Source organism: Ruegeria sp. C5 (assembly GCF_056537605.1).
This window is the reverse complement of record NZ_JBQFRX010000002.1, coordinates 498,037-516,548: the sequence shown is the minus strand read 5'-3', so window position 1 is coordinate 516,548 and position 18,512 is coordinate 498,037. Positions and strand designations below refer to the sequence as shown.

19 protein-coding genes are annotated in these 18,512 nt (G+C 56.8%); 13 read left to right on the top strand and 6 right to left on the bottom strand.

All coding sequences use genetic code 11. The annotated features are described in order from the left end of the window. Window positions 1-14 precede the first annotated feature (14 nt). Complete coding sequence (locus ACR0AW_RS10300) at window positions 15-494, top strand: invasion associated locus B family protein (protein WP_170407630.1); 480 nt, start codon at window positions 15-17, stop codon at window positions 492-494. Between the two features lie 173 nt (window positions 495-667). Here the strand turns inward: ACR0AW_RS10300 and ACR0AW_RS10295 are convergent, their stop codons facing one another. The 4 genes from ACR0AW_RS10295 to ACR0AW_RS10280 all read right to left on the bottom strand — a co-directional run bounded on the left by ACR0AW_RS10295 (window position 668) and on the right by ACR0AW_RS10280 (window position 6,837). Beyond that, the gene (locus ACR0AW_RS10295; RefSeq protein WP_480439006.1) at window positions 668-2,029 is read right to left on the bottom strand and encodes an aminotransferase class III-fold pyridoxal phosphate-dependent enzyme; all 1,362 of its coding nucleotides are present in this window, start codon (window positions 2,027-2,029) and stop codon (window positions 668-670) included. A gap of 29 nt (window positions 2,030-2,058) precedes the next feature. Further along, entirely contained in the window at window positions 2,059-3,162 is a 1,104-nt protein-coding gene (locus ACR0AW_RS10290; protein ID WP_170776311.1) for a mandelate racemase/muconate lactonizing enzyme family protein, read from the bottom strand. A 13-nt stretch (window positions 3,163-3,175) separates the two neighbouring features. Continuing rightward, window positions 3,176-4,291 (bottom strand): mandelate racemase/muconate lactonizing enzyme family protein, encoded by a 1,116-nt coding sequence (locus ACR0AW_RS10285; protein WP_170732781.1) that lies wholly within the window; start codon window positions 4,289-4,291, stop codon window positions 3,176-3,178. Window positions 4,292-4,362: 71 nt separating this feature from the next. Further along, window positions 4,363-6,837, bottom strand: a complete 2,475-nt coding sequence (locus ACR0AW_RS10280; RefSeq protein ID WP_170732780.1) for an FAD-dependent oxidoreductase — start codon at window positions 6,835-6,837, stop codon at window positions 4,363-4,365. Between the two features lie 214 nt (window positions 6,838-7,051). Between ACR0AW_RS10280 and ACR0AW_RS10275 the strand changes: the two genes are divergently transcribed. Both ACR0AW_RS10275 and ACR0AW_RS10270 read left to right on the top strand, forming a co-directional pair. Further along, on the top strand, window positions 7,052-8,143 hold the full coding sequence (locus ACR0AW_RS10275) for an aromatic ring-hydroxylating oxygenase subunit alpha (protein WP_170732779.1): 1,092 nt from the start codon (window positions 7,052-7,054) through the stop codon (window positions 8,141-8,143). 198 nt (window positions 8,144-8,341) lie between these two features. Then, window positions 8,342-8,728, top strand: a complete 387-nt coding sequence (locus ACR0AW_RS10270; RefSeq protein WP_480439003.1) for a carboxymuconolactone decarboxylase family protein — start codon at window positions 8,342-8,344, stop codon at window positions 8,726-8,728. A gap of 86 nt (window positions 8,729-8,814) precedes the next feature. Here the strand turns inward: ACR0AW_RS10270 and ACR0AW_RS10265 are convergent, their stop codons facing one another. Then, entirely contained in the window at window positions 8,815-9,108 is a 294-nt protein-coding gene (locus tag ACR0AW_RS10265) for a hypothetical protein (RefSeq protein ID WP_170407642.1), read from the bottom strand. 218 nt (window positions 9,109-9,326) lie between these two features. Between ACR0AW_RS10265 and phnC the strand changes: the two genes are divergently transcribed. The 5 genes from phnC (at window position 9,327) to ACR0AW_RS10240 (ending at window position 13,992) form a co-directional block, all read left to right on the top strand. Next, window positions 9,327-10,142, top strand: a complete 816-nt coding sequence (gene phnC, locus ACR0AW_RS10260; RefSeq protein WP_170422930.1) for a phosphonate ABC transporter ATP-binding protein — start codon at window positions 9,327-9,329, stop codon at window positions 10,140-10,142. 58 nt (window positions 10,143-10,200) lie between these two features. After that, entirely contained in the window at window positions 10,201-11,112 is a 912-nt protein-coding gene (phnD, locus tag ACR0AW_RS10255; RefSeq protein WP_170732777.1) for a phosphonate ABC transporter substrate-binding protein, read from the top strand. Between the two features lie 65 nt (window positions 11,113-11,177). Then, window positions 11,178-12,053 carry a phosphonate ABC transporter, permease protein PhnE gene (gene phnE / locus ACR0AW_RS10250; protein ID WP_170732776.1) on the top strand — a complete coding sequence of 292 codons (876 nt, stop codon included), beginning with the start codon at window positions 11,178-11,180 and terminating at the stop codon, window positions 12,051-12,053. Further along, window positions 12,050-13,375 (top strand): phosphonate ABC transporter, permease protein PhnE, encoded by a 1,326-nt coding sequence (gene phnE / locus ACR0AW_RS10245; protein WP_170732775.1) that lies wholly within the window; start codon window positions 12,050-12,052, stop codon window positions 13,373-13,375. The genes phnE (ACR0AW_RS10250) and phnE (ACR0AW_RS10245) overlap by 4 nt, the downstream gene beginning before the upstream one ends. Continuing rightward, window positions 13,375-13,992, top strand: a complete 618-nt coding sequence (locus ACR0AW_RS10240; RefSeq protein ID WP_170732774.1) for a DapH/DapD/GlmU-related protein — start codon at window positions 13,375-13,377, stop codon at window positions 13,990-13,992. Before phnE (ACR0AW_RS10245) ends, ACR0AW_RS10240 begins: the two co-directional genes overlap by 1 nt. Here ACR0AW_RS10240 and phnF read toward each other — a convergent pair. Continuing rightward, window positions 13,989-14,708 carry a phosphonate metabolism transcriptional regulator PhnF gene (gene phnF, locus ACR0AW_RS10235; protein WP_170561621.1) on the bottom strand — a complete coding sequence of 240 codons (720 nt, stop codon included), beginning with the start codon at window positions 14,706-14,708 and terminating at the stop codon, window positions 13,989-13,991. The genes ACR0AW_RS10240 and phnF overlap by 4 nt on opposite strands. A gap of 81 nt (window positions 14,709-14,789) precedes the next feature. On the opposite strand from phnF, the gene phnG reads away from it, so the two are divergent. Genes phnG through phnK form a run of 5 tightly spaced genes read left to right on the top strand, consistent with a single transcriptional unit; the run spans window position 14,790 to window position 18,511 of the window. After that, window positions 14,790-15,245 carry a phosphonate C-P lyase system protein PhnG gene (phnG, locus tag ACR0AW_RS10230; protein ID WP_170732773.1) on the top strand — a complete coding sequence of 152 codons (456 nt, stop codon included), beginning with the start codon at window positions 14,790-14,792 and terminating at the stop codon, window positions 15,243-15,245. Next, on the top strand, window positions 15,245-15,808 hold the full coding sequence (gene phnH / locus ACR0AW_RS10225; RefSeq protein WP_170732772.1) for a phosphonate C-P lyase system protein PhnH: 564 nt from the start codon (window positions 15,245-15,247) through the stop codon (window positions 15,806-15,808). The genes phnG and phnH overlap by 1 nt, the downstream gene beginning before the upstream one ends. Continuing rightward, on the top strand, window positions 15,808-16,896 hold the full coding sequence (locus ACR0AW_RS10220) for a carbon-phosphorus lyase complex subunit PhnI (RefSeq protein ID WP_170732771.1): 1,089 nt from the start codon (window positions 15,808-15,810) through the stop codon (window positions 16,894-16,896). Before phnH ends, ACR0AW_RS10220 begins: the two co-directional genes overlap by 1 nt. Then, on the top strand, window positions 16,893-17,744 hold the full coding sequence (locus ACR0AW_RS10215) for an alpha-D-ribose 1-methylphosphonate 5-phosphate C-P-lyase PhnJ (protein WP_170732770.1): 852 nt from the start codon (window positions 16,893-16,895) through the stop codon (window positions 17,742-17,744). The genes ACR0AW_RS10220 and ACR0AW_RS10215 overlap by 4 nt, the downstream gene beginning before the upstream one ends. After that, entirely contained in the window at window positions 17,741-18,511 is a 771-nt protein-coding gene (gene phnK / locus ACR0AW_RS10210) for a phosphonate C-P lyase system protein PhnK (RefSeq protein ID WP_170394315.1), read from the top strand. The genes ACR0AW_RS10215 and phnK overlap by 4 nt, the downstream gene beginning before the upstream one ends. The last annotated feature ends 1 nt before the right edge of the window (window position 18,512 follow it).

The window sequence follows — 18,512 nt, the reverse complement described above, 5'->3', positions numbered from 1 at the left end:
TGAGGAACAGCAGTATGAAAACTTGGATCTACGCTTTGGTGGCGTCGTTCGGTTTGACAACTCAACTTGGCGCACAGGAAAACGAAGCGCCATTGTGGTCGGTCAACTGCAGCAATCAGGTCAACGGAACTGAACTGATTTGTGAAATGACCCAGACCATTATCTTAACCGAGAATAATCAAAGGCTTGCTTCGATTGCGTTCGTCAAACCTGCCGGCAGAGACGAGATCGAAGCGGTGCTGACACTGCCATTTGGCCTGCTGTTCTCTGAAGGGCTGATTGCTAAAGTGGATGATGCCGAGATCGCGCGGCTGGATTTTCTAACCTGCGAAGCACAGGGTTGTTTTGCCCGTTCTCCTGTCTCTCAGGACTGGATGTCAAAGATGCGCGCTGGCAATCTGTTGAGTATTGAAAGCGTAAACCGGGTCGGCGATCCAATTTCCTTTGGTTTCGATCTGGCGGGATTTAGCAGAATATCCGATATGCTGCCGTGATTGCCTGGCCTTCCTTCCAGAAGGCCGCGCAGGCCTTCTTGGTCAGCAACGCGTAGAAGGGTCTGACCAGAGCGTTCATTTTGTTATTGCGCTCGCAACGAGCGGAGGCTGCGGCGTAGGGCTATGTGATGGCTTTGGATTTCCGAAATGCGATCGTTCGCGCCGACTAGTTCTCAGAGACACTCCCGGTCGGCGATGTCGAGGGTGCGGTCCAGAATCGCCAGCCCTGTCATCAGGTCGTCTTCACTGATGTTGAGCGGTGGGGTCAGGCGGATCACGTTCGAGAAGAAGGACAGGTAGAGGCCTTCGTTCATCGCAAAGCTCATCATCTCGCTCATGGGTCTGGCGTCTTCGCCTTTGGCGGCAAACGGCACCAGCGGTTCGCGGGTGTCGCGGTTCTTGACCAGTTCGATCCCGTTGAACATGCCCTTGCCGCGAATATCCCCGATCGAGGGGTGTTTCTTTGCCAGCTTGCGCAGTTCGGCGCGCATCTTCTCACCCATCGCGGTGGCGTGGGCCAGCGTGCCTTCTTCCTGCATGGCTCGGATCGCGGCAACGCCAGATGCGCAGGCCAGCGGATGGCCGGCATAAGTCAGGCCTCCGGGCAATGGGTAATCGCGCAGCCAGTCATGCAGCTCGGTACTGACGGACATGGTGCCAAGCGGCACGTAACCCGAGTTGATGCCCTTGGCCGAACAAATGATGTCCGGCTGAACACCCCAGTGATCGACGGCGAACCATTTTCCGGTCCGGCCAAACCCGGCCATGACTTCATCCGCGATCAGTAGGATGCCGTATTTTTCGCAGGTTGCCTTGATCGACTGCAGATATCCGTCGGGTGGCACGATGATCCCGTTTGTGCCGACAATAGGTTCCAGAATGACAGCGGCCACGGTGTTGGGGTTTTCATACATCAGGATTTCTTCCAGATGCGGCCCGCCTTGGGCGACCGGGCACTGGGCCGGGTCTTTGTGGCCAGTTGGTAACCGATAGACGTAAGGATCAAGCATCCGCACGATGCCCGGCATATCGGCGCGGGTCAGATGGTGGCGCGGGTCGCCGGTCAGCGATAGCGTGCCACCGGTTGCCCCGTGGTAGGAACGGTAGCGGGCAATGATCTTTGTCCGACCGGTGTAATGCCGCGCCAAACGGATCGCGGTTTCATTGGCGGCGGACCCTCCTGTTGTAAAAAAGGTTGATGAGATGTTGGCAGGCGTGATCTCGGTCATGATTGCCGCGAGTTCTGATCGAACATCCGAGCCCATGGCCGGGCCGATATAACAAAGCTTGTCCGCCTGATCCTTAATTGCTTGTACGATCTTGGGGTGCTGATGACCCATATTGGCGTTCACAAGTTGGCTTTGGAAATCGAGGTAGCGTTTACCTTCGCTGTCCCAGAACCAGCTGCCCTGCGCGCCGGTGATGACACGCGGGCGGCTGCCCTGTTTAGACCAGCTTTGCAGATAATGATCCGCGTGCATGTCTTTGACCCATTCGGGATCATGGGAGGGGTAGGCGTTGCTGAAGTCTTCCATAACAGGCCTCTTGGCGTGCGGGGTTGGGATCAATCGATGATGGTTACTGGCTGGCCCAAAGCGTCTGCATCAGGCGTGACGCCAAGGCCGGGGCCTTCGGGTGGGGCGATGCGGCCGTTCCGGCGGCTAGGTGCATTCGGATCGAGACGCGGTTTGACATAATGGGACAGATCGCATGTATTCATGATGCCGTGCGCTGGGGTTGAGGCCGCAAGATGCAGCGAGGCGGCCGTCGTAACATCGCTGCCCCAGGTATCCTCGATGCACATCTGCGTGCCAAGCGACAGGCAGAGATCGCGGATTTGACGCATCGTCGAAAGGCCGCCCATCTTCGACAGTTTCAGCGCAGCAGCATCCATGCAGCCAGCGCGGTGTCCTGCCAGAACCGAATGAATGTCACAGGCGCTTTCGTCCAGCTTCATCGGCAGACCAGTCGCGGCGCGGACATGGGCGCATTCCTCGATCGTGGCGCAAGGTTGTTCCAGCATTATGTCCAGATGCGAGACAGCGCGGCCAACTCGTGTGGCGGTCAGCGTATCTGACCCGCAATTCCAGTCTCCATAAACCAACGGGCCATCACCAACAGCCTCGCGCACTTGAATCAAACGAGCAACGTCGGCTTCCCAGTTGTTATCTGCACCCAGCTTCACCTGAAACTGTCGCATGCCCTGATCAAAGGCATTGCGCGCCATGCGCGCCATTTCTTCCGGTGCGATACAGGTGATTGAATGATACAGCGGCATATCGGCAACGGCGCGCCCACCGAGCAAAGCATATAGCGGTAGTCCCGCTGCCTGTGCGGTCAGATCCCAAAGCGCTGTATCAATGGCTGACTTGGCGTAGCCATGCCCGATCAGATGCTTATTAAGGCGCTCCATCAGCGCTTCGGGACCAACCGGGTTAGCGCCGATGAGAACGGGTGCCATCTCTTCAAGCGCTGGAACCACGCCCTTGGCATAGGCGGGTAAATAATGCGGGATCGGACAAACCTCTCCCCAGCCCGATGCGCCGGTGCCGGTATCCAGGCGGACGACCACTGAAACCGTCGTATCGCAGGTCTTGCCCTCGGCCATGTAATAGGTGTCATGCGAGGTCAGCGGGACTTCCCAGGCGGTGATGCGGGTTATCTTCATCAGGCGGTTTCCATCAGGCGCAGGATTCGTAGGTTGCGACAGGTGCGCCAAGGCTGTCAAAGTCCGGCGTCACCCCAAGCCCCGGAGTATCTGTGGCATAGAGTTTACCGTCCCTTACTGTGGGGCCGCCAATCCCGGTGTTACGGGTGTTGTAGTTCATCAGATCGGTTGAATTGATCAGCATCTCTTGGGGTGTTGAGGCCGCAAAATGGCCGACCGCAGCGGTGGTGATCTGCCCGCCCCATGTGTCCTCGGAGACAACCGGAATACCGTGATCAATCAGGAAATCACGCACCCGGCGGGCTTTGGACAGCCCACCAAGGTTTGAAATCTTCAGACAGCAAATTTCGGCACCCCGATCGTTTACAATACGCCGGGCCATGTCGATCCCGGTCACACATTCATCCAGCTTCATCGGTTGCTCGGCTACGCGGCGCACCTGCTGGCATTCGTCATAGCTGTGGCAGGGTTGTTCAAGGATAAAGTCCAGATCTCGGGTTGCCCGGGCCACACGGATGGCGTTGTCAACGCGCCAACCCTGATTGGCGTCTGCCATCGCCTTTTCACCGGGTTTCAGCAGGGGCACGCCTTCGCGGATACGGTCGATATCGGTCACCCAGTCGCCACCTACCTTGATCTGGAACTGCCGGTATCCCGCTGCGCGGTGCTGCTCCATCTCGGCGATGGTTTCTTCCAAGACAGGCCTTTGCGGCACAACCCGGTACATCGGCGCACCATCGGTGAGTTTGCCGCCCATCAGCATCCAAACAGGTTGTCCGGTGGACCGTCCCAGAATATCCCAACACGCTGCATCAAAGGGCGCTTTGGCGTAGCCGTGACCTTGGACCGTGCCATCCATCAACCGTTCGATCTTGGACAGCTGGCGGGGGTCCTCACCCAGCAAATGCGGGGCGGCAAGGCGGGCAAAGGCCTCGACCCCTTCGGAATGGGCGATCATGTAGTTCTCGCCGCAAGGGGCAAACTCGCCGCAGCCCTGCAGCCCTCCATCCGTGTCGATCACCACTACCGAAGACATCGACGTTGTGATCGCGTTGCCCGCCCCCCAGCCGTATGAGCCGCCGATATATGGCAGGGGGGTCTTGAAAACTCGGATGCGCGTAATCTTCATGGTTTCACCACAGGGCTCCTGCGATGGCCGCCATGCGCTGAGGAGCAATCCCCGGCGCACTGACATTCAGATCACGCCAATTCACGAACCGCATCCGTACGTGGGCGCTCAGATTTCGGATCATAGGCTGCTTCGCCGAGGACACGCCCTTTGCGGGGTACACCAGCGATAACTACTTCGATCTCTGTGCCCGGAACATTCACGTGTGGCTTGACGTAAGCAAAGGCGAGGATTTTGCCGACGCTGTGGCCATAGGCGACCGAGGCTGTTGCACCGACAACCTCGCCGTTGATCCGAATAGCCTCGCCCCCATGACCATCTTCGACCCCATCCGGTTCGATCTCCAAATAGGCGCAAATCCATGGCATCTCGCCCGCCTCAGACTGAGCGGCACTGGTGCGCGTTGCTTCGACACCCAGATACTCTTTGTCCAGCTTGAAGAACCGGCTGACATTGGCCTCTGGCAGCGTGACCTCGTTGGTCAGTTCTCCAGCACCGGGGAATGCTTTTTCCATGCGCAGGCTGTTCATCGCAAACGAGCCGTAGTTTTCGATGCCAAATTCCTCGCCGGCAGCCCACAGTGCGTTGTAGACGTCAACGCAGGCTTCATCCGGCATGTGGAATTCCCAACCCAACTCGCCCGCATAGGACATGCGAAAGGCCCAGACCTTGTGCCCCGCGATGGTGATTTCCTGAGCCGACAGCCAGCGGAACCCGGCGTTGGACAGGTCCGCGTCGGTGCATCTGGCCAGCACCTCGCGGGAATTTGGCCCGTTCAGGGACAAAGCCGACCAATCTTCGGAGAGCGTTTTGACAAAGACTGTCTCTCCCGTGAGGTTCTGGTTCAGGTGATCGACAAGGCGTTGTTCGAAGAAGGCGGCACATACAAGGTAGAACCGATCTTCAGCCATGCGAACGATGGTCGTCTCAAGCTCGATCCGGCCTCGGCGATTCAAAAAGTGGGTCAGCGTGATCGAGCCGTCTTTCTGCGGCATCTTGTTGGCCGTCAGACGGTCAAGATAGGCATAGGCATCGGGGCCTGAAACTTCGACTTTGGTGAACGCGGTCACGTCCATGATGCCGACGCGTTCACGTACGGCCTGGCATTCCAGCGCCACCATGTCGAAAACCTCGTTACGGCGGAACGAATAGTGATCACGCTGTTCAACACCATTGCGCGCGAACCAGCGGGGGCGTTCGTGGCCGAAAACCTCTTCATAGACCGCGCCCTTTTCCTTGAGGATTTCATAAAGCGGCGAGGGTTTGATCGGACGCCCTGCAAGGCGGTTGAAATGCGGAAAGGGGATCTCGTGCCGCAGCTTGTAATCCTCATGCGCCTTGATGACCTGCCAGTCTTTCTTGGCATAGCTGCCAAAGCGGCGCGGATCATAGTCACGCATGTTGATATCGGCAGCACCGTGTACCATCCATTTGGCCAGTTCACGGGTCAGACCAGGCCCCCAACCGATGCCGATCTGCGTGCCACAGCAGCACCAGTAATTCTTGACGCCGGGTGCGGGGCCGACCATCGGGTTGCCATCTGGCGGGTGGCTGATTGCACCATGGACTTCGCGGGTGATGCCCAGTTCAGAAAAGATCGGCATCCGTTCCAATGAGTTTTCCAGCCAAGGCATGACACGGTCATAATCCGCCTCGAACAGCCAGTTTTCGTACTCCCATGGGCATTCATCATGCCAGACAGAGTTCGAGTTCTCCTTTTCATATATCCCGATCAGGCCCTTTTTCTGTTCCATGCGGATATAGCCCGAAACCATCTTGTCATCGCGGATCACCGGCAGCTCAGTTATCAGGTCTTTGAATTCAGGCACATCTTCAGTGACAAAATAATGATGGGTCATCGAGGTCATGGGTAATTGCAGGTTCGACCATTCGCCCATCTGACGGGCATAGGTGCCGCCTGCATTAACGACGTGTTCGCAGGTGATGGTGCCTTGTTCGGTTTCCACCACCCATTCACCTGCATCGTTCTGGGTAATGTTGGTCGCGCGACAGTGGCGGAAAATCTTCACACCTTTCTGACGGGCGCCAGCGGCCATGGCCATAGTCACGTTCGAAGGATCAACGTGACCGTCATCTGGCGTGTAAAGCGCGCCAATGACACCGTCGAGGTTATAGTAGGGGTGCATTTCAGCTATGAAGTCAGGCCCTACCAACTCGATGTTGAACCCCAGCGCTCGGCCAACTGATAATGTGTGGCGCAGCCAGTCCATCTCATCCTCGGTATAGGCCAGACGGAATGAACCGCAGCCGTGCCACGTGACCGCTTGACCGGTTTCTTCCTCAAGTGTCTTGGAATAGAGGCCAATGTTATAGTCGACCATCTTGCCCAGCCCGTAGGAACTGGTGGAGTGAGTAATCTGACCAGCGGCATGCCAGGTGGAGCCCGAAGTTAACTCGTCCTTTTCCAACAGCACCGTGTCTTCGCCCCAACCTTCATGGCCCAGGTGATAGGCCAGTCCGCAACCCATGACGCCACCGCCGACAATGACGACCTTTGCGCGTGCAGGCAGTTCCTTTTTAGACATCGCAACTTCCTGTTTCCGAGACATGGAATTCTGTGGACTTCCTATTGCTACATATGTACCACTGTCAATTAAAAATGGCACAAATGTACATACCGAGGTAAGCAATGTGCGGTACAGATGTTTCAAGTGGTATTCTGACGCGTACGGATGTTACGAATCCTGACGCGATCTTTTTGACTGAAACACCAGCTCGGCTTGTATCAGGAGAAAAAATATGACTGTCCTGCCAACCCACTCGCTCGAGGCCCGGTACTATACGGATCCTGACATATTCGACAAAGAGATGAACGGCCTGTTGTGCAGAACTTGGCAATACGCAGGTCATGCGGCAGATATCCCAAATGTAGGCGATTACTTTGCGTTCGAAATCGCTGGTCAGAACCTTTTTGCCATTCGCGGACGCGACAATCTTGTCAGGACTTTCTACAACGTATGCCAGCATCGTGCGCATGAAATGGTGACCGGAACTGGGAATACCCGTGTAGTGGTTTGTCCCTATCATCAGTGGACCTATGAGCTTACCGGCGGCCTGCGGTCTGGGCCGAACATCAAGAAAGTTCCCGGTTTTGATCGCGCGAAAATCTGTCTGACCGAAGTACGGACCGAAGACTTCCTCGGGTTCATCTTTGTCAATTTGGACGATAACGCGGCAACGATGGACGAATGGTATCCCGGTGTCCGGGACGAGTTGTCTGAGTTCGTGCCGAACACTAACGCTCTGGCCCCCTTAGAGTGGGTCGAAATTCCTGAGAACTGCAATTGGAAGGTTTCGATCGAGAATTACTCGGAATGCTATCACTGCCCAACTAATCACCCGACCTTTGCCGAAGGCGTGATCAAACCGGAAACCTATGACATTCAGCCCGATGTGTCGGGAGGTTACGTGCTGCGTCACACGACCGAGTGCCAAAGCCTCGAAAAGATGACCTATCCGATTGATCTGGAAAGCAACAAGTACGCGGGCGACTATCAAAGCTGGTTCCTGTGGCCGATGTTCTCGTTCCAATGCTATCCGGGAAATGTTCTGAACACCTATCATTGGCGGGCAAATACAGTGGACAGCTGTACCGTCTGGCGCGGGTGGTACACAGAAGGCGGTCATGAAAGCGACGTGATCCGTGGCCTTGCCACTCAGGATCGCGAAACGACTGTGGCCGAGGATATTCGGTTAGTGGAATCCGTTCACCGCGGCCTGAAATCCAAAGGGTACAAACCGGGACCGCTGGTGCTTGATCCGGCCTGTGGCGTCATGAGCGAGCATTCCGTTGCGAAGCTTCAACAATGGATGCGCGAGGCGATTGAATAACGTTACGTGCTGTGGATGGGCCAGATAAGACATCACCGAAGCCAACGCTGTGCCAAAGGGCACACCCGACCAGAACGACGCGATCGAGCCCCTTGCCTTCGGTGGTGGGGTTGGTTGTAAGACAGGGGCGGCGGCTTTAGCGGAATATCGAGCCAGGACCGACTAAGTTGCAGATCGGTCGTTTCACCTGAGGAGAGAATGATGGACGACAACCTGTTTGAACATGGCCTGAAGCAGCGCAAGTCGACGCTGGGCGACGAGTATGTTGAGAAGAACCTGGCAGCGGCGGATGATTTTACCCGCTCATTCCAAGAGAACATGACTGCTTGGTGCTGGGGCTTCGGCTGGGGGGATGACACGATCGATCACAAGACCCGTTCGATGATGAACCTCGCTATGATTGGGGCACTCGGCAAGATGCATGAATGGGAAATCCACTGTAACGGCGCGTTGAACAATGGTGTCACCAAAGAGGAAATCCGATCAATCATTCATGTGATCGGCATTTATTGTGGCGTCCCGCAGTCTCTTGAATGCTTCCGTGTCGCTCGCAAAGTCCTGACCGAACGTGGGCTGCTGGACTGACCTGATCCCTTCGCGAGATCTTCAGAAGGAACGACACAATCAGCGAGATTGCGCGTCTGCAGTTCGCGCGGTCTGCTGACACCTGCCTAAGCCGGGTCTGGTACCTCACCTTGCCAATGGTCCCCCATCGCGACGATGCATGAAGTACCGTTGGCGTAGTTCTGAACGATCATCCAGTCTCCGCTTGTGCGTTTGACCCAAACCTCCAGCATTGTTTCGGGATCGCGCAAACCCATGCCCTGACGTTCGGCTCCCAGAACCTGTTTCAGTGTCTGTGCCATCCGCGCGCTGTCATCACAGCTGACATCCGCCATTTTAGACTGCGCAGTAGAAGGCACCGCAAGGCATAGAAGAAGAAGGCTGGCATGAAGACGGGTCATAGGTGAAGGTTAGTTCTTTCTGCGCTCAAGCGTAACAGTTTTATGACGCCCTGTAGATAAAACTCGCGCAGAGTCCTGCGAGAAACGCCACACACTGCAGAACCAGGCAATCATCGCGCCTGTCACAAATCTTTCGCGTAGATGTAAACGAAACGATTCAAAAGCGTCACGAAGCTTTTGTTTTGACGTTCTATCCGCCTCGCAACGATGGGGGCGATATGCTGAGAATTGAAAAGCTGACCAAAAAGTTTGGTGACAAACGGGCCGTGGATTCGGCGAATATCGTCGTCAACAAGCCAACCATGATCGGGATTATAGGCAGCTCCGGGGCTGGAAAATCCACGCTTTTGCGCATGGTCAACCGTCTGAGCGATGCAACGACCGGCACAATTACTTTTGAAGGCGAAGAGATTTCTGCGCTTCGCGGTGCTGCCAAACGCGAATGGCAATCGCGCTGTGCGATGATCTTTCAGCAGTTCAATCTTGTACCGCGCATGGATGTCGTCTCGAACGTTTTGCATGGCACGCTGAACAGGCAATCGACCTTTTCGACGATGTTCAACCTGTACCCGCGGTCGGATATTCATAAGGCGATTGAAATTCTGGATCGGCTAGGCATTGCCGAGCAAGCACCCAAGCGAGCCGAAGCCTTATCAGGCGGCCAGCAGCAACGCGTCGCCATCGCCCGCGCATTGATGCAGGACCCGAAGATCATTCTGGCGGATGAGCCGATCGCTTCGCTGGACCCAATGAATGCACAGGTTGTGATGCAGTCGCTGCGGGCCATTCACGAAGAAGACGGCCGTATGGTCATTGCTAATCTGCACACATTGGATACCGCGCGTCGCTACTGCGACCGGGTCATCGGAATGCGTGATGGTCGGATTGTGTTCGACGGCACCCCTGCGCAGCTGACCACGGGCGTAGCGCGCGACATCTACGGTGCAGGTGCAGACTTTTCCGAGGCCGCAACCTCGACCGAGATCGAAACACTGGACAGGCCAGAGGTCCGCGAAGCGGAAGCCTACGTCTGAGCCAGTTTCCCCCCGCGTCCGTCGCGGGCCACCTTCATCTAACCGAACGGAGAAAATGATGAAAAAGACCCTCGCACTGGCGTTTGCCGCCACGACCGTTTTGAGCACTGCTGCTCTTGCCGAAGAAATCACCGAGTTTCGCATTGGCATCCTCGGTGGTGAAAATGCCCAGGACCGCATGAACTCGTACCAATGTCTTGCAGACTATACCTCTGAGGCGTTAGGCGTTGAGACCAAGCTATTCGCCCCGGCGGACTACAACGGTGTGATACAGGGCCTGTTGGGCGGTACACTCGACATGGCATGGCTGGGTGCCTCTTCTTACGCGGCCACCTATCTGCAAGACCCCGAAGCAGTTGAGCCCGTTCTGATCAAGGTCAATGTGGATGGTTCAATCGGGTATCACTCGATCGGGTTCGCCCGTAAGGATAGTGGCGTCACCTCACTGGACGACATGAAAGGCAAAGTGTTTGGGTTTGGTGATCCGAACTCGACCTCAGGTTATCTGATCCCGTCGATCGAAATCCCGCAATACAAAGAAGGTATCACCATGGATTCGGGTGAGTATTTCGGTGAGGTCAAATTCACTGGTGGCCACGAGCAGACGATCGTCGCTGTGAATAATGGCGACATTGATGGTGGTGTGACCTGGGCCGATGGTCAGGGCAACTGGGAAGATGGATACAATTCTGGTGCCCTGCGCAAAGCGGTTGACGCAGGTCTTGTCGACATGAACGACATGGTCCAGATCTGGAAATCGAACGTTATCCCCGAAGGCCCTGTGGTTCTGCGCAAGGCGTTGCCTGCCGATGTCCGCGCGACCATGACAGATCTTGTCGATGGCCTGCACGAGCGTGACCCCGATTGCGCATATGGTGTGGCGGCAGGCGAAACGCTGGGTTTCCAGCCGGTATCGCATGACACCTACATCTCGATTGTTGAGGCCCGCAAAGCCAAAATCGGTGGCTAACGCGCGCACATGACGTTTCCGGCAACCCATTGGGGTTGCCGGTCTTTATTCATTCGGGGCTCGGGATGGCAGATTTATCAATCGGTGCGGCGCCAGGCGGCGTTGAGACCATTCAATCCAGCTATATGGCACAAGTTCACAAGCGCAGGCTTTATGGCGGGCTGACGCTGCTGATCTTTGTGGTCCTGATGGTATCAGGTTTCAACATTGCGGATTCCCGAAACGCGGGTGGGTTCTGGGACGGATTGTATCAGATCGGTGATTACCCAGCGGATGTGCTGTCTGAAGCTTGGGAAAAGCGGGCCGATCTGCCTGGCCTGATCGTGAAGTACTTCCCTGCACTGGTTGAGACGGTGAACATTGCCGCAGTTTCCACGTTGATCGGGGCCATCGGTGGTCTGATCCTGTCGCTTCTTGGCACACGCGGGCTGGCGAAATGGCCGGGTTTAATCCCGGTCTTCCGGCGTATCTCGGATGTTATGCGCGCAGTGCCGGAAATCGTTATCGCGCTTGTGCTGATCTTCGTCCTTGGGGGCGGTCCGGTGCCGGCGATGATCGCTATCTCAATCCACACCGCAGGGGCGCTTGGTAAAATGTTCTCGGAAGTATCCGAAAACGCTGACCTGAAACCGGTTGAGGGGTTGGCTTCGACCGGGGCGACTTGGTCGAAACAGATGATGCTGGGTATCCTGCCACAGGTCGCGCCAAACTATATCAGCTACACGTTGCTGCGATTTGAGATCAATATTCGCGCTTCTGCCATCCTGGGCTTCGTCGGCGCGGGAGGGTTGGGTTACGAACTGCGCAATGCCATGGCTTGGGGTCCGGGTCGTTTTGACGAGGCCGGCGCGATTTTCATCCTGCTATTCGGCACCATCGTATTCTTCGATCAGGTGTCCAGCCGCTACCGCAACCGTCTGACCGAAGGGCAGGGCCAATGACCACAATTGATTGGAACTTCGGACTGGACGGAGCCAAGCTTGACGCCGAAAAGCTTTTTAAGCGTAAACGATTGATCGGCTTTAGCATTCCTGTCGTGATCCTCGTTTATCTCACCTACATCTTCTTTACCTTCGACCTGCCGGGCCTTGCGCAACGTGCCAATCTGGACAACGCCGTTACACTGGCTTCTGATAGCTGGTCACACAAAGTGCATGTCACACGCAATAATCGGAGCGGTGAGGTGACCTATGCTGTTGAGGGCGAGCGCAAGGGCACTTATCCCGAGGGTCAACGCCCCGACTGGGTATCGGGTGAAGAGGTGACGACGATCGATCTGGGCCGCAATCATATCGTGCGGTTCCTGCCTGACAACCGGACCGAGATTGAAATACCTGACTTCCAGCTGATCGAAGTGCAGGCCAAGGGACGTCGCCTGACGACAAATCTGCCCTCTGAACTGCCCGACTGGATTTCCGCATCTGAACGGCGTGTTGGTGTCACAACGCATGAGGGCCGGATCACCATGACGGGCGCTCGGACTGAAGTGTTCAACTATTTCCCGGGTTGGGAGCTGTTCTGGTTCACGCTTGACAGTCCCTACCACGGCCATGGGCTTGGAGAGATCCTGTTTGGCGCGCAGATCGATCCAAGCCGTTCGAATATCGCAGGCGCAATCTCTGACTGGTGGAACAACGCGATGTGGCGGCATAAGGATGTGGCCTGGGCCATCGGAGAAACGATCCTGATGGCATTTCTGGGTACGATGGGTGCCGCGATGATCGCGCTGCCATTGGCCTTTCTCGCCGCCAAACGGTTTTCGCCGATCATGTTGCTTCGCGCCGCAACGCGCCGTCTTTTCGACTTTGTGCGCGGTGTGGACGCATTGATCTGGACTGTGGTTCTGTCTCGGGCCTTTGGCCCAGGACCATTGACCGGCGCGTTGGCGATTCTGATTACCGACACGGGCACCTTCGGCAAGATCTTCTCGGAGGCGTTGGAAAACGTTGATCAGAAACAGATCGAGGGGGTGTCCTCGACCGGGGCCAAACCGCTACAGCGATACCGGTTCGGGGTGATCCCGCAGGTTGTTCCCGTGCTGCTGGCCCAGATTCTATATTTCCTCGAATCCAATACACGTTCAGCGACGATCATCGGTGCGATCACCGGTGGCGGCATCGGACTGATGCTGACGCAAGCCATCCAGACGCAGAAAGATTGGGAAGAGGTCGCCTATTACATTGTCCTGATCATCATCATGGTAATGTTCATGGATTGGGCCTCGGGCTGGTTGCGCGGTAAGCTGATCGGGCGGAAAGACTGATGGCGCGGCTTTCAGCGGAACAGACCTTCATTCACCCCGAATGTGAGATTACCGAAAGTACGTTCGGGGCCTATGTTGAAATCGGCAAGGGCAGCCGCGTCGTACATACAAAAATGGGCGACTACAGCTATTGCGATCGTTATGCCGACATCGCCAACGCGAAGGTCGGTAAGTTCGCCAACATCGCCGCGTTTTCGCGGATCGGCGCGACTGATCACCCGCTGCACACGGCGTCCTGTCACCATTTCCTGTATCGCTCGAACGATTATTGGGACGATGCGGATCGGGACGAGGTGTTTTTCAGTCACCGCAAATCCCGAATTGTCCATATCGGGAACGATACATGGATTGGCGCAGGCGCGATGATAAAGCCCGAGGTCACACTGGGTGACGGGGCCGTTGTGGCTGCGGGTGCCTTGGTGACGAAGGATGTAGACCCCTACACAATTGTTGCCGGTACACCTGCAAGACCCTTGCGACTGCGTCAGCCACGACACATCGCCGATCGGTTGATCGCATTGGCCTGGTGGAATTGGTCTCATGACAAGTTGCGGTTGGCGCTCGACGATTTCCGTGCTCTGACGGCGGAAGCGTTTCTGAAGAAATACGAGCCTTAACTCTCAAGGGTCAGTGTCACCCGATCTCCAACAAACCAGGTTCGGCCAAATTCAACCGGTTGTCCCTGTTCGTCAACATTCACTCCGGATGATCTAAGCAGCGGATCACCTTCCGAAACCTGCAGATGCAGAGCTTGAGTGGCCGTGGCGCGCGTGGCCGTCAGACGGGTTGAGGCCCGAGTATAGTCAGTGACACCCGACCTGTTTAACGCCTCGGTAACGCTGCTGGTGTCTTGTAGCGCTGCGCAGATGCCTGGCAGTCGATCAAGAGAAAACATGCTTTCGAATACGGCAATCGGGTGCCCGTCCGCCAATGAGAGGCCGTGATACGCACAGATCTGATCACCGGGTGAAACAGTCAGCGCGGTGGCCTCGCCCTCGGTCGCTGCCCGTTCTTCAACATGAAGCACCCTCTTTTCTGGTCTGCGACCAGCAGCGATGAGGTTTTCATGGAATCGCACCCGCGAGCCGATGGGGTAATCGGTGGGCGTGGCTGCCACAAAAGCGCCCGCGCCCCGGCGCGTTCGGATTAGGCCCTCATCCACAAGGGCCGAGATGCCGTGACGCACTGTATGGCGGTTCACACCGAACCGCTCTGCCAGTGCCGCTTCGGTTGGCAGCTTATCACCCGGGCCATAGCGCCCTTCGGCCATATCGCTGCGAAGTGCGTCGGCAATGGCCTTCCAGATCGGGGTTTTGGTGGGAGTGTCACGCAAGTTTCACAAAATTCCTCTGTCTGACGGCGGCAAATATGATAAGATGTGTATAGTTGTATAGTATATGGAAAAGTTGTCGAGATGAAAGACACTTTTGATGAAAACGCGGACCGGAAGGCTTGGATGAGCCTGCTGGCCAAAGCGCCGGAGGGACGCGTGGCCGCCCTGTTGGATGCAGCGATGCCTCGCCCCGGCTTCACATGGCTGCGTGCTCCTGAGATTGGCAGCACCATGGTTCGGGCTCGCGCAGGTGGGACTGGTGCGACGTTCAATCTGGGCGAAATGACGGTAACACGCTGTGCGCTGACTCTGGGAGCGGGCGAAGTCGGACATGCCTATATACAAGGCCGTCGGAAAGAAGATGCCGAAGTCGCCGCGCTGGTTGATGCACTGATGCAGACAGATGTGTCTGATCTGTTGCGCACAAAAGTGCTGACCCCTTTGCGAGATGAGCTGACCAATGCAAAGGCCGCGCGTGCCGCCAAAGCCGCAGCCACTAAGGTTGATTTCTTCACCATGGTACGAGGAGAGGATTGATGCAGTCAGAAGCCCTGATCGGCGGTTTCAAGGACCCCGCGATCCAATCTGCCCACGCCTTTCGCAGCGTGATGGAAGCAATGGCGCGTCCCGGTACCGTGCAAGAGATTTCTGGCGCAGTTCCTCCGGCCCCAATGTCACCAGCAGCAGGTGCGGTGTTGTTGACGCTTTGCGACACTGAGACGCCCGTTTATCTGGCAGGTGCGCTAGATTGCGACGCCGTACGCCGCTGGCTTGCATTCCACACCGGCGCACCGCTGACCGGCCCGTCGCATTGTATGTTTGCCATTGGTGCGTGGTCGGATCTGGAACCATTGAACGCATACCCGATCGGGACGTCTGAATATCCGGATCGTTCTGCCACGTTGATCGTGGAATGCCCCGAACTCATCGCTTCAGGGGCGACACTGACAGGTCCGGGAATCAAGGATAAAGCCGCGCTTTCATTGCCCGAGCTTGAGGCGTTTCAGCATAATCAGACGCTATTTCCACTGGGGCTCGACTTCATCTTCACGAATGGCAGCCGCCTAGCGGCTTTGCCAAGAACGACCGAGGTGTCTTGATGTATGTCGCAGTAAAAGGTGGCGAGCGTGCGATTGAAAATGCCCACGCCTGGCTTGCCGAAGAACGCCGTGGTGATACCGATGTGGCGGAACTGAGCATCGCGCAAATCCGCGAACAGCTTAGCCTGGCGGTCAATCGTGTCATGGGCGAAGGCTCGTTGTTCGATCCTGATCTGGCCGCACTTTCGATCAAGCAAGCACGAGGCGATCTGATTGAGGCCATCTTCTTAATCCGCGCCTATCGAACCACGTTGCCACGCTTTGGCGCATCCGAGCCTGTTGATACCGGGGCAATGGCTTGCGACCGGCGCATTTCGGCAACCTTCAAGGATTTGCCGGGCGGGCAGGTGCTTGGGCCGACCTTTGACTACACTCATCGCTTACTGGATTTCAAACTGGCTGCTGATGGTGAGGTGCCCAAAGCCCCAGCGCGCGAAGCTGAACTGGGTGAAGTGCCGCATGTCACGGATTTCCTCAATCGCGAAGGCCTGATCGAAGAAGCGCCGCATGACGATACGCCGCCACCTGATCTGACCCGCGAGCCGCTTGAAATGCCCGCCGATCGCGCCCTGCGCCTTCAGGCGCTGACCCGCGCGGATGAGGGTTTCACCCTCGGTCTGGCGTATTCCACACAGCGCGGATACGCGCGCAATCACGCCTTTGTAGGAGAGCTTCGGATCGGGTCCGTTCCGGTGGAAATGGAGATCCCTGAGCTCGGCTTTGCCATCGAAATCGGTGAAGTCGTTCTGACCGAATGTGAAACAGTTAACCAGTTCAAGGGCTCCAAAACCGAGCCGCCGCAATTCACCCGAGGTTATGGGCTTGTGTTTGGTCAGACGGAACGCAAGGCGATCTCGATGGCTTTGGTCGACCGTGCGCTGCGGTGGGAAGAACTGGGTGAGGATAATGTTGGCGCACCTGCTCAGGATGCCGAGTTTGTCCTCTATCACGCGGACAACATACAGGCGACGGGGTTTCTAGAGCATATCAAGCTGCCGCATTACGTCGACTTCCAGTCTGAACTGGAACTGGTGCGCAAACTACGCCGCGAGGCCGGCGCGGATCAGGTGCAGGAGGCTGCGGAATGAACGCCTATAACTTTGCTTATCTGGACGAGCAGACCAAGCGGATGATCCGCCGTGCAATTCTGAAAAGTCTGGCGATCCCGGGCTATCAGGTGCCGTTTGCCTCGCGCGAAATGCCTATGCCGTATGGCTGGGGTACGGGCGGTGTGCAGGTCTCGGCCGCGGTGTTGACCCCGGATGACACGTTCAAGGTGATCGATCAGGGCTCGGACGATACCACAAACGCGGTCTCGATCCGCACCTTCTTTGAACGCACTGCGGGGGTTGAAACAACCACAACGACAAGCGACGCCTCCGTGGTTCAGACTCGCCACCGGATTCCCGAGGAGCCGCTGCAAGAAGGTCAGATCCTTGTCTATCAGGTGCCTATCCCTGAGCCGTTGCGCTTTCTGGAACCGCGAGAGAGCGAAACCCGCAAGATGCACAGCCTTGAGGAATACGGGCTGATGCATGTGAAGCTGTACGAAGATATCAGTCGTCACGGGCATATCGCGACGTCGTATGCTTACCCGGTGAAGGTCGAAGGCCGCTATGTAATGGACCCGTCGCCAATCCCGAAATTCGATAACCCAAAGCTTGGTGATATGGCTGCGATCCAGCTGTTCGGAGCTGGGCGTGAACAACGGATCTACGCGCTGCCACCCTACACGCAGGTTGTCTCACTGGATTTTGAGGATCATCCGTTTGAGGCGTCCAAGGCCGACCAAGCCTGCGGCTTGTGCGGTGCCGAGGACAGCTATCTGGACGAGGTAATCATCGATGACGCGGGTGGGCGGATGTTCGTCTGCTCGGATACCGATTATTGCGAGGCGCGCCAGGCGGCGGGTCACAAAGGAAAGGACGCTGCATGACACCTTTGCTGTCTGTTCGGGACATCACAAAGCGCTATGGCCCAAATATTGGCTGTGCCGATGTGTCATTCGACCTCTATCCCGGTGAGGTCATGGGGATCGTTGGCGAAAGCGGGTCAGGTAAGTCGACACTGCTGAATTGCATGGCCGGGCATCTGACCCCGGATGCCGGAGAGGTTGTGTTCGACACCCGCGCAAAAGGTCCGCAGGACACGGTAACGATGTCCGAGCCCGAGCGCCGGATGCTGAGCCGTACCGATTGGGCCTTTGTCCACCAACATGCACGCGACGGGTTGCGCATGGGCGTCAGTGCCGGTGGGAATGTAGGTGAACGGCTGATGGCCGTTGGAGAGCGTCACTATGGCGACATACGTGACAAGGCTACGGATTGGCTGCAACGAGTGGAGATCGATGCCTCCCGTGTGGATGATCGCCCGACGACCTTTTCGGGTGGGATGCAGCAGCGCCTGCAGATTGCACGAAACCTCGTGACCGGTCCTCGGCTGGTGTTCATGGATGAGCCAACGGGCGGTCTGGACGTGTCCGTTCAGGCGCGGTTGCTCGACTTGTTGCGTGGGTTAGTTCGCGACATGGGCTTGTCGGCGATCATCGTCACGCATGATCTGGCCGTGGTGCGCCTGCTGGCAGATCGGTTGATGGTGATGAAATCGGGCCGCGTGGTCGAGGCAGGCCTGACCGATCAAGTGCTTGATGACCCGCAACACGCCTATAGCCAACTTCTTGTCAGTTCCGTTTTGCAGGTGTGAG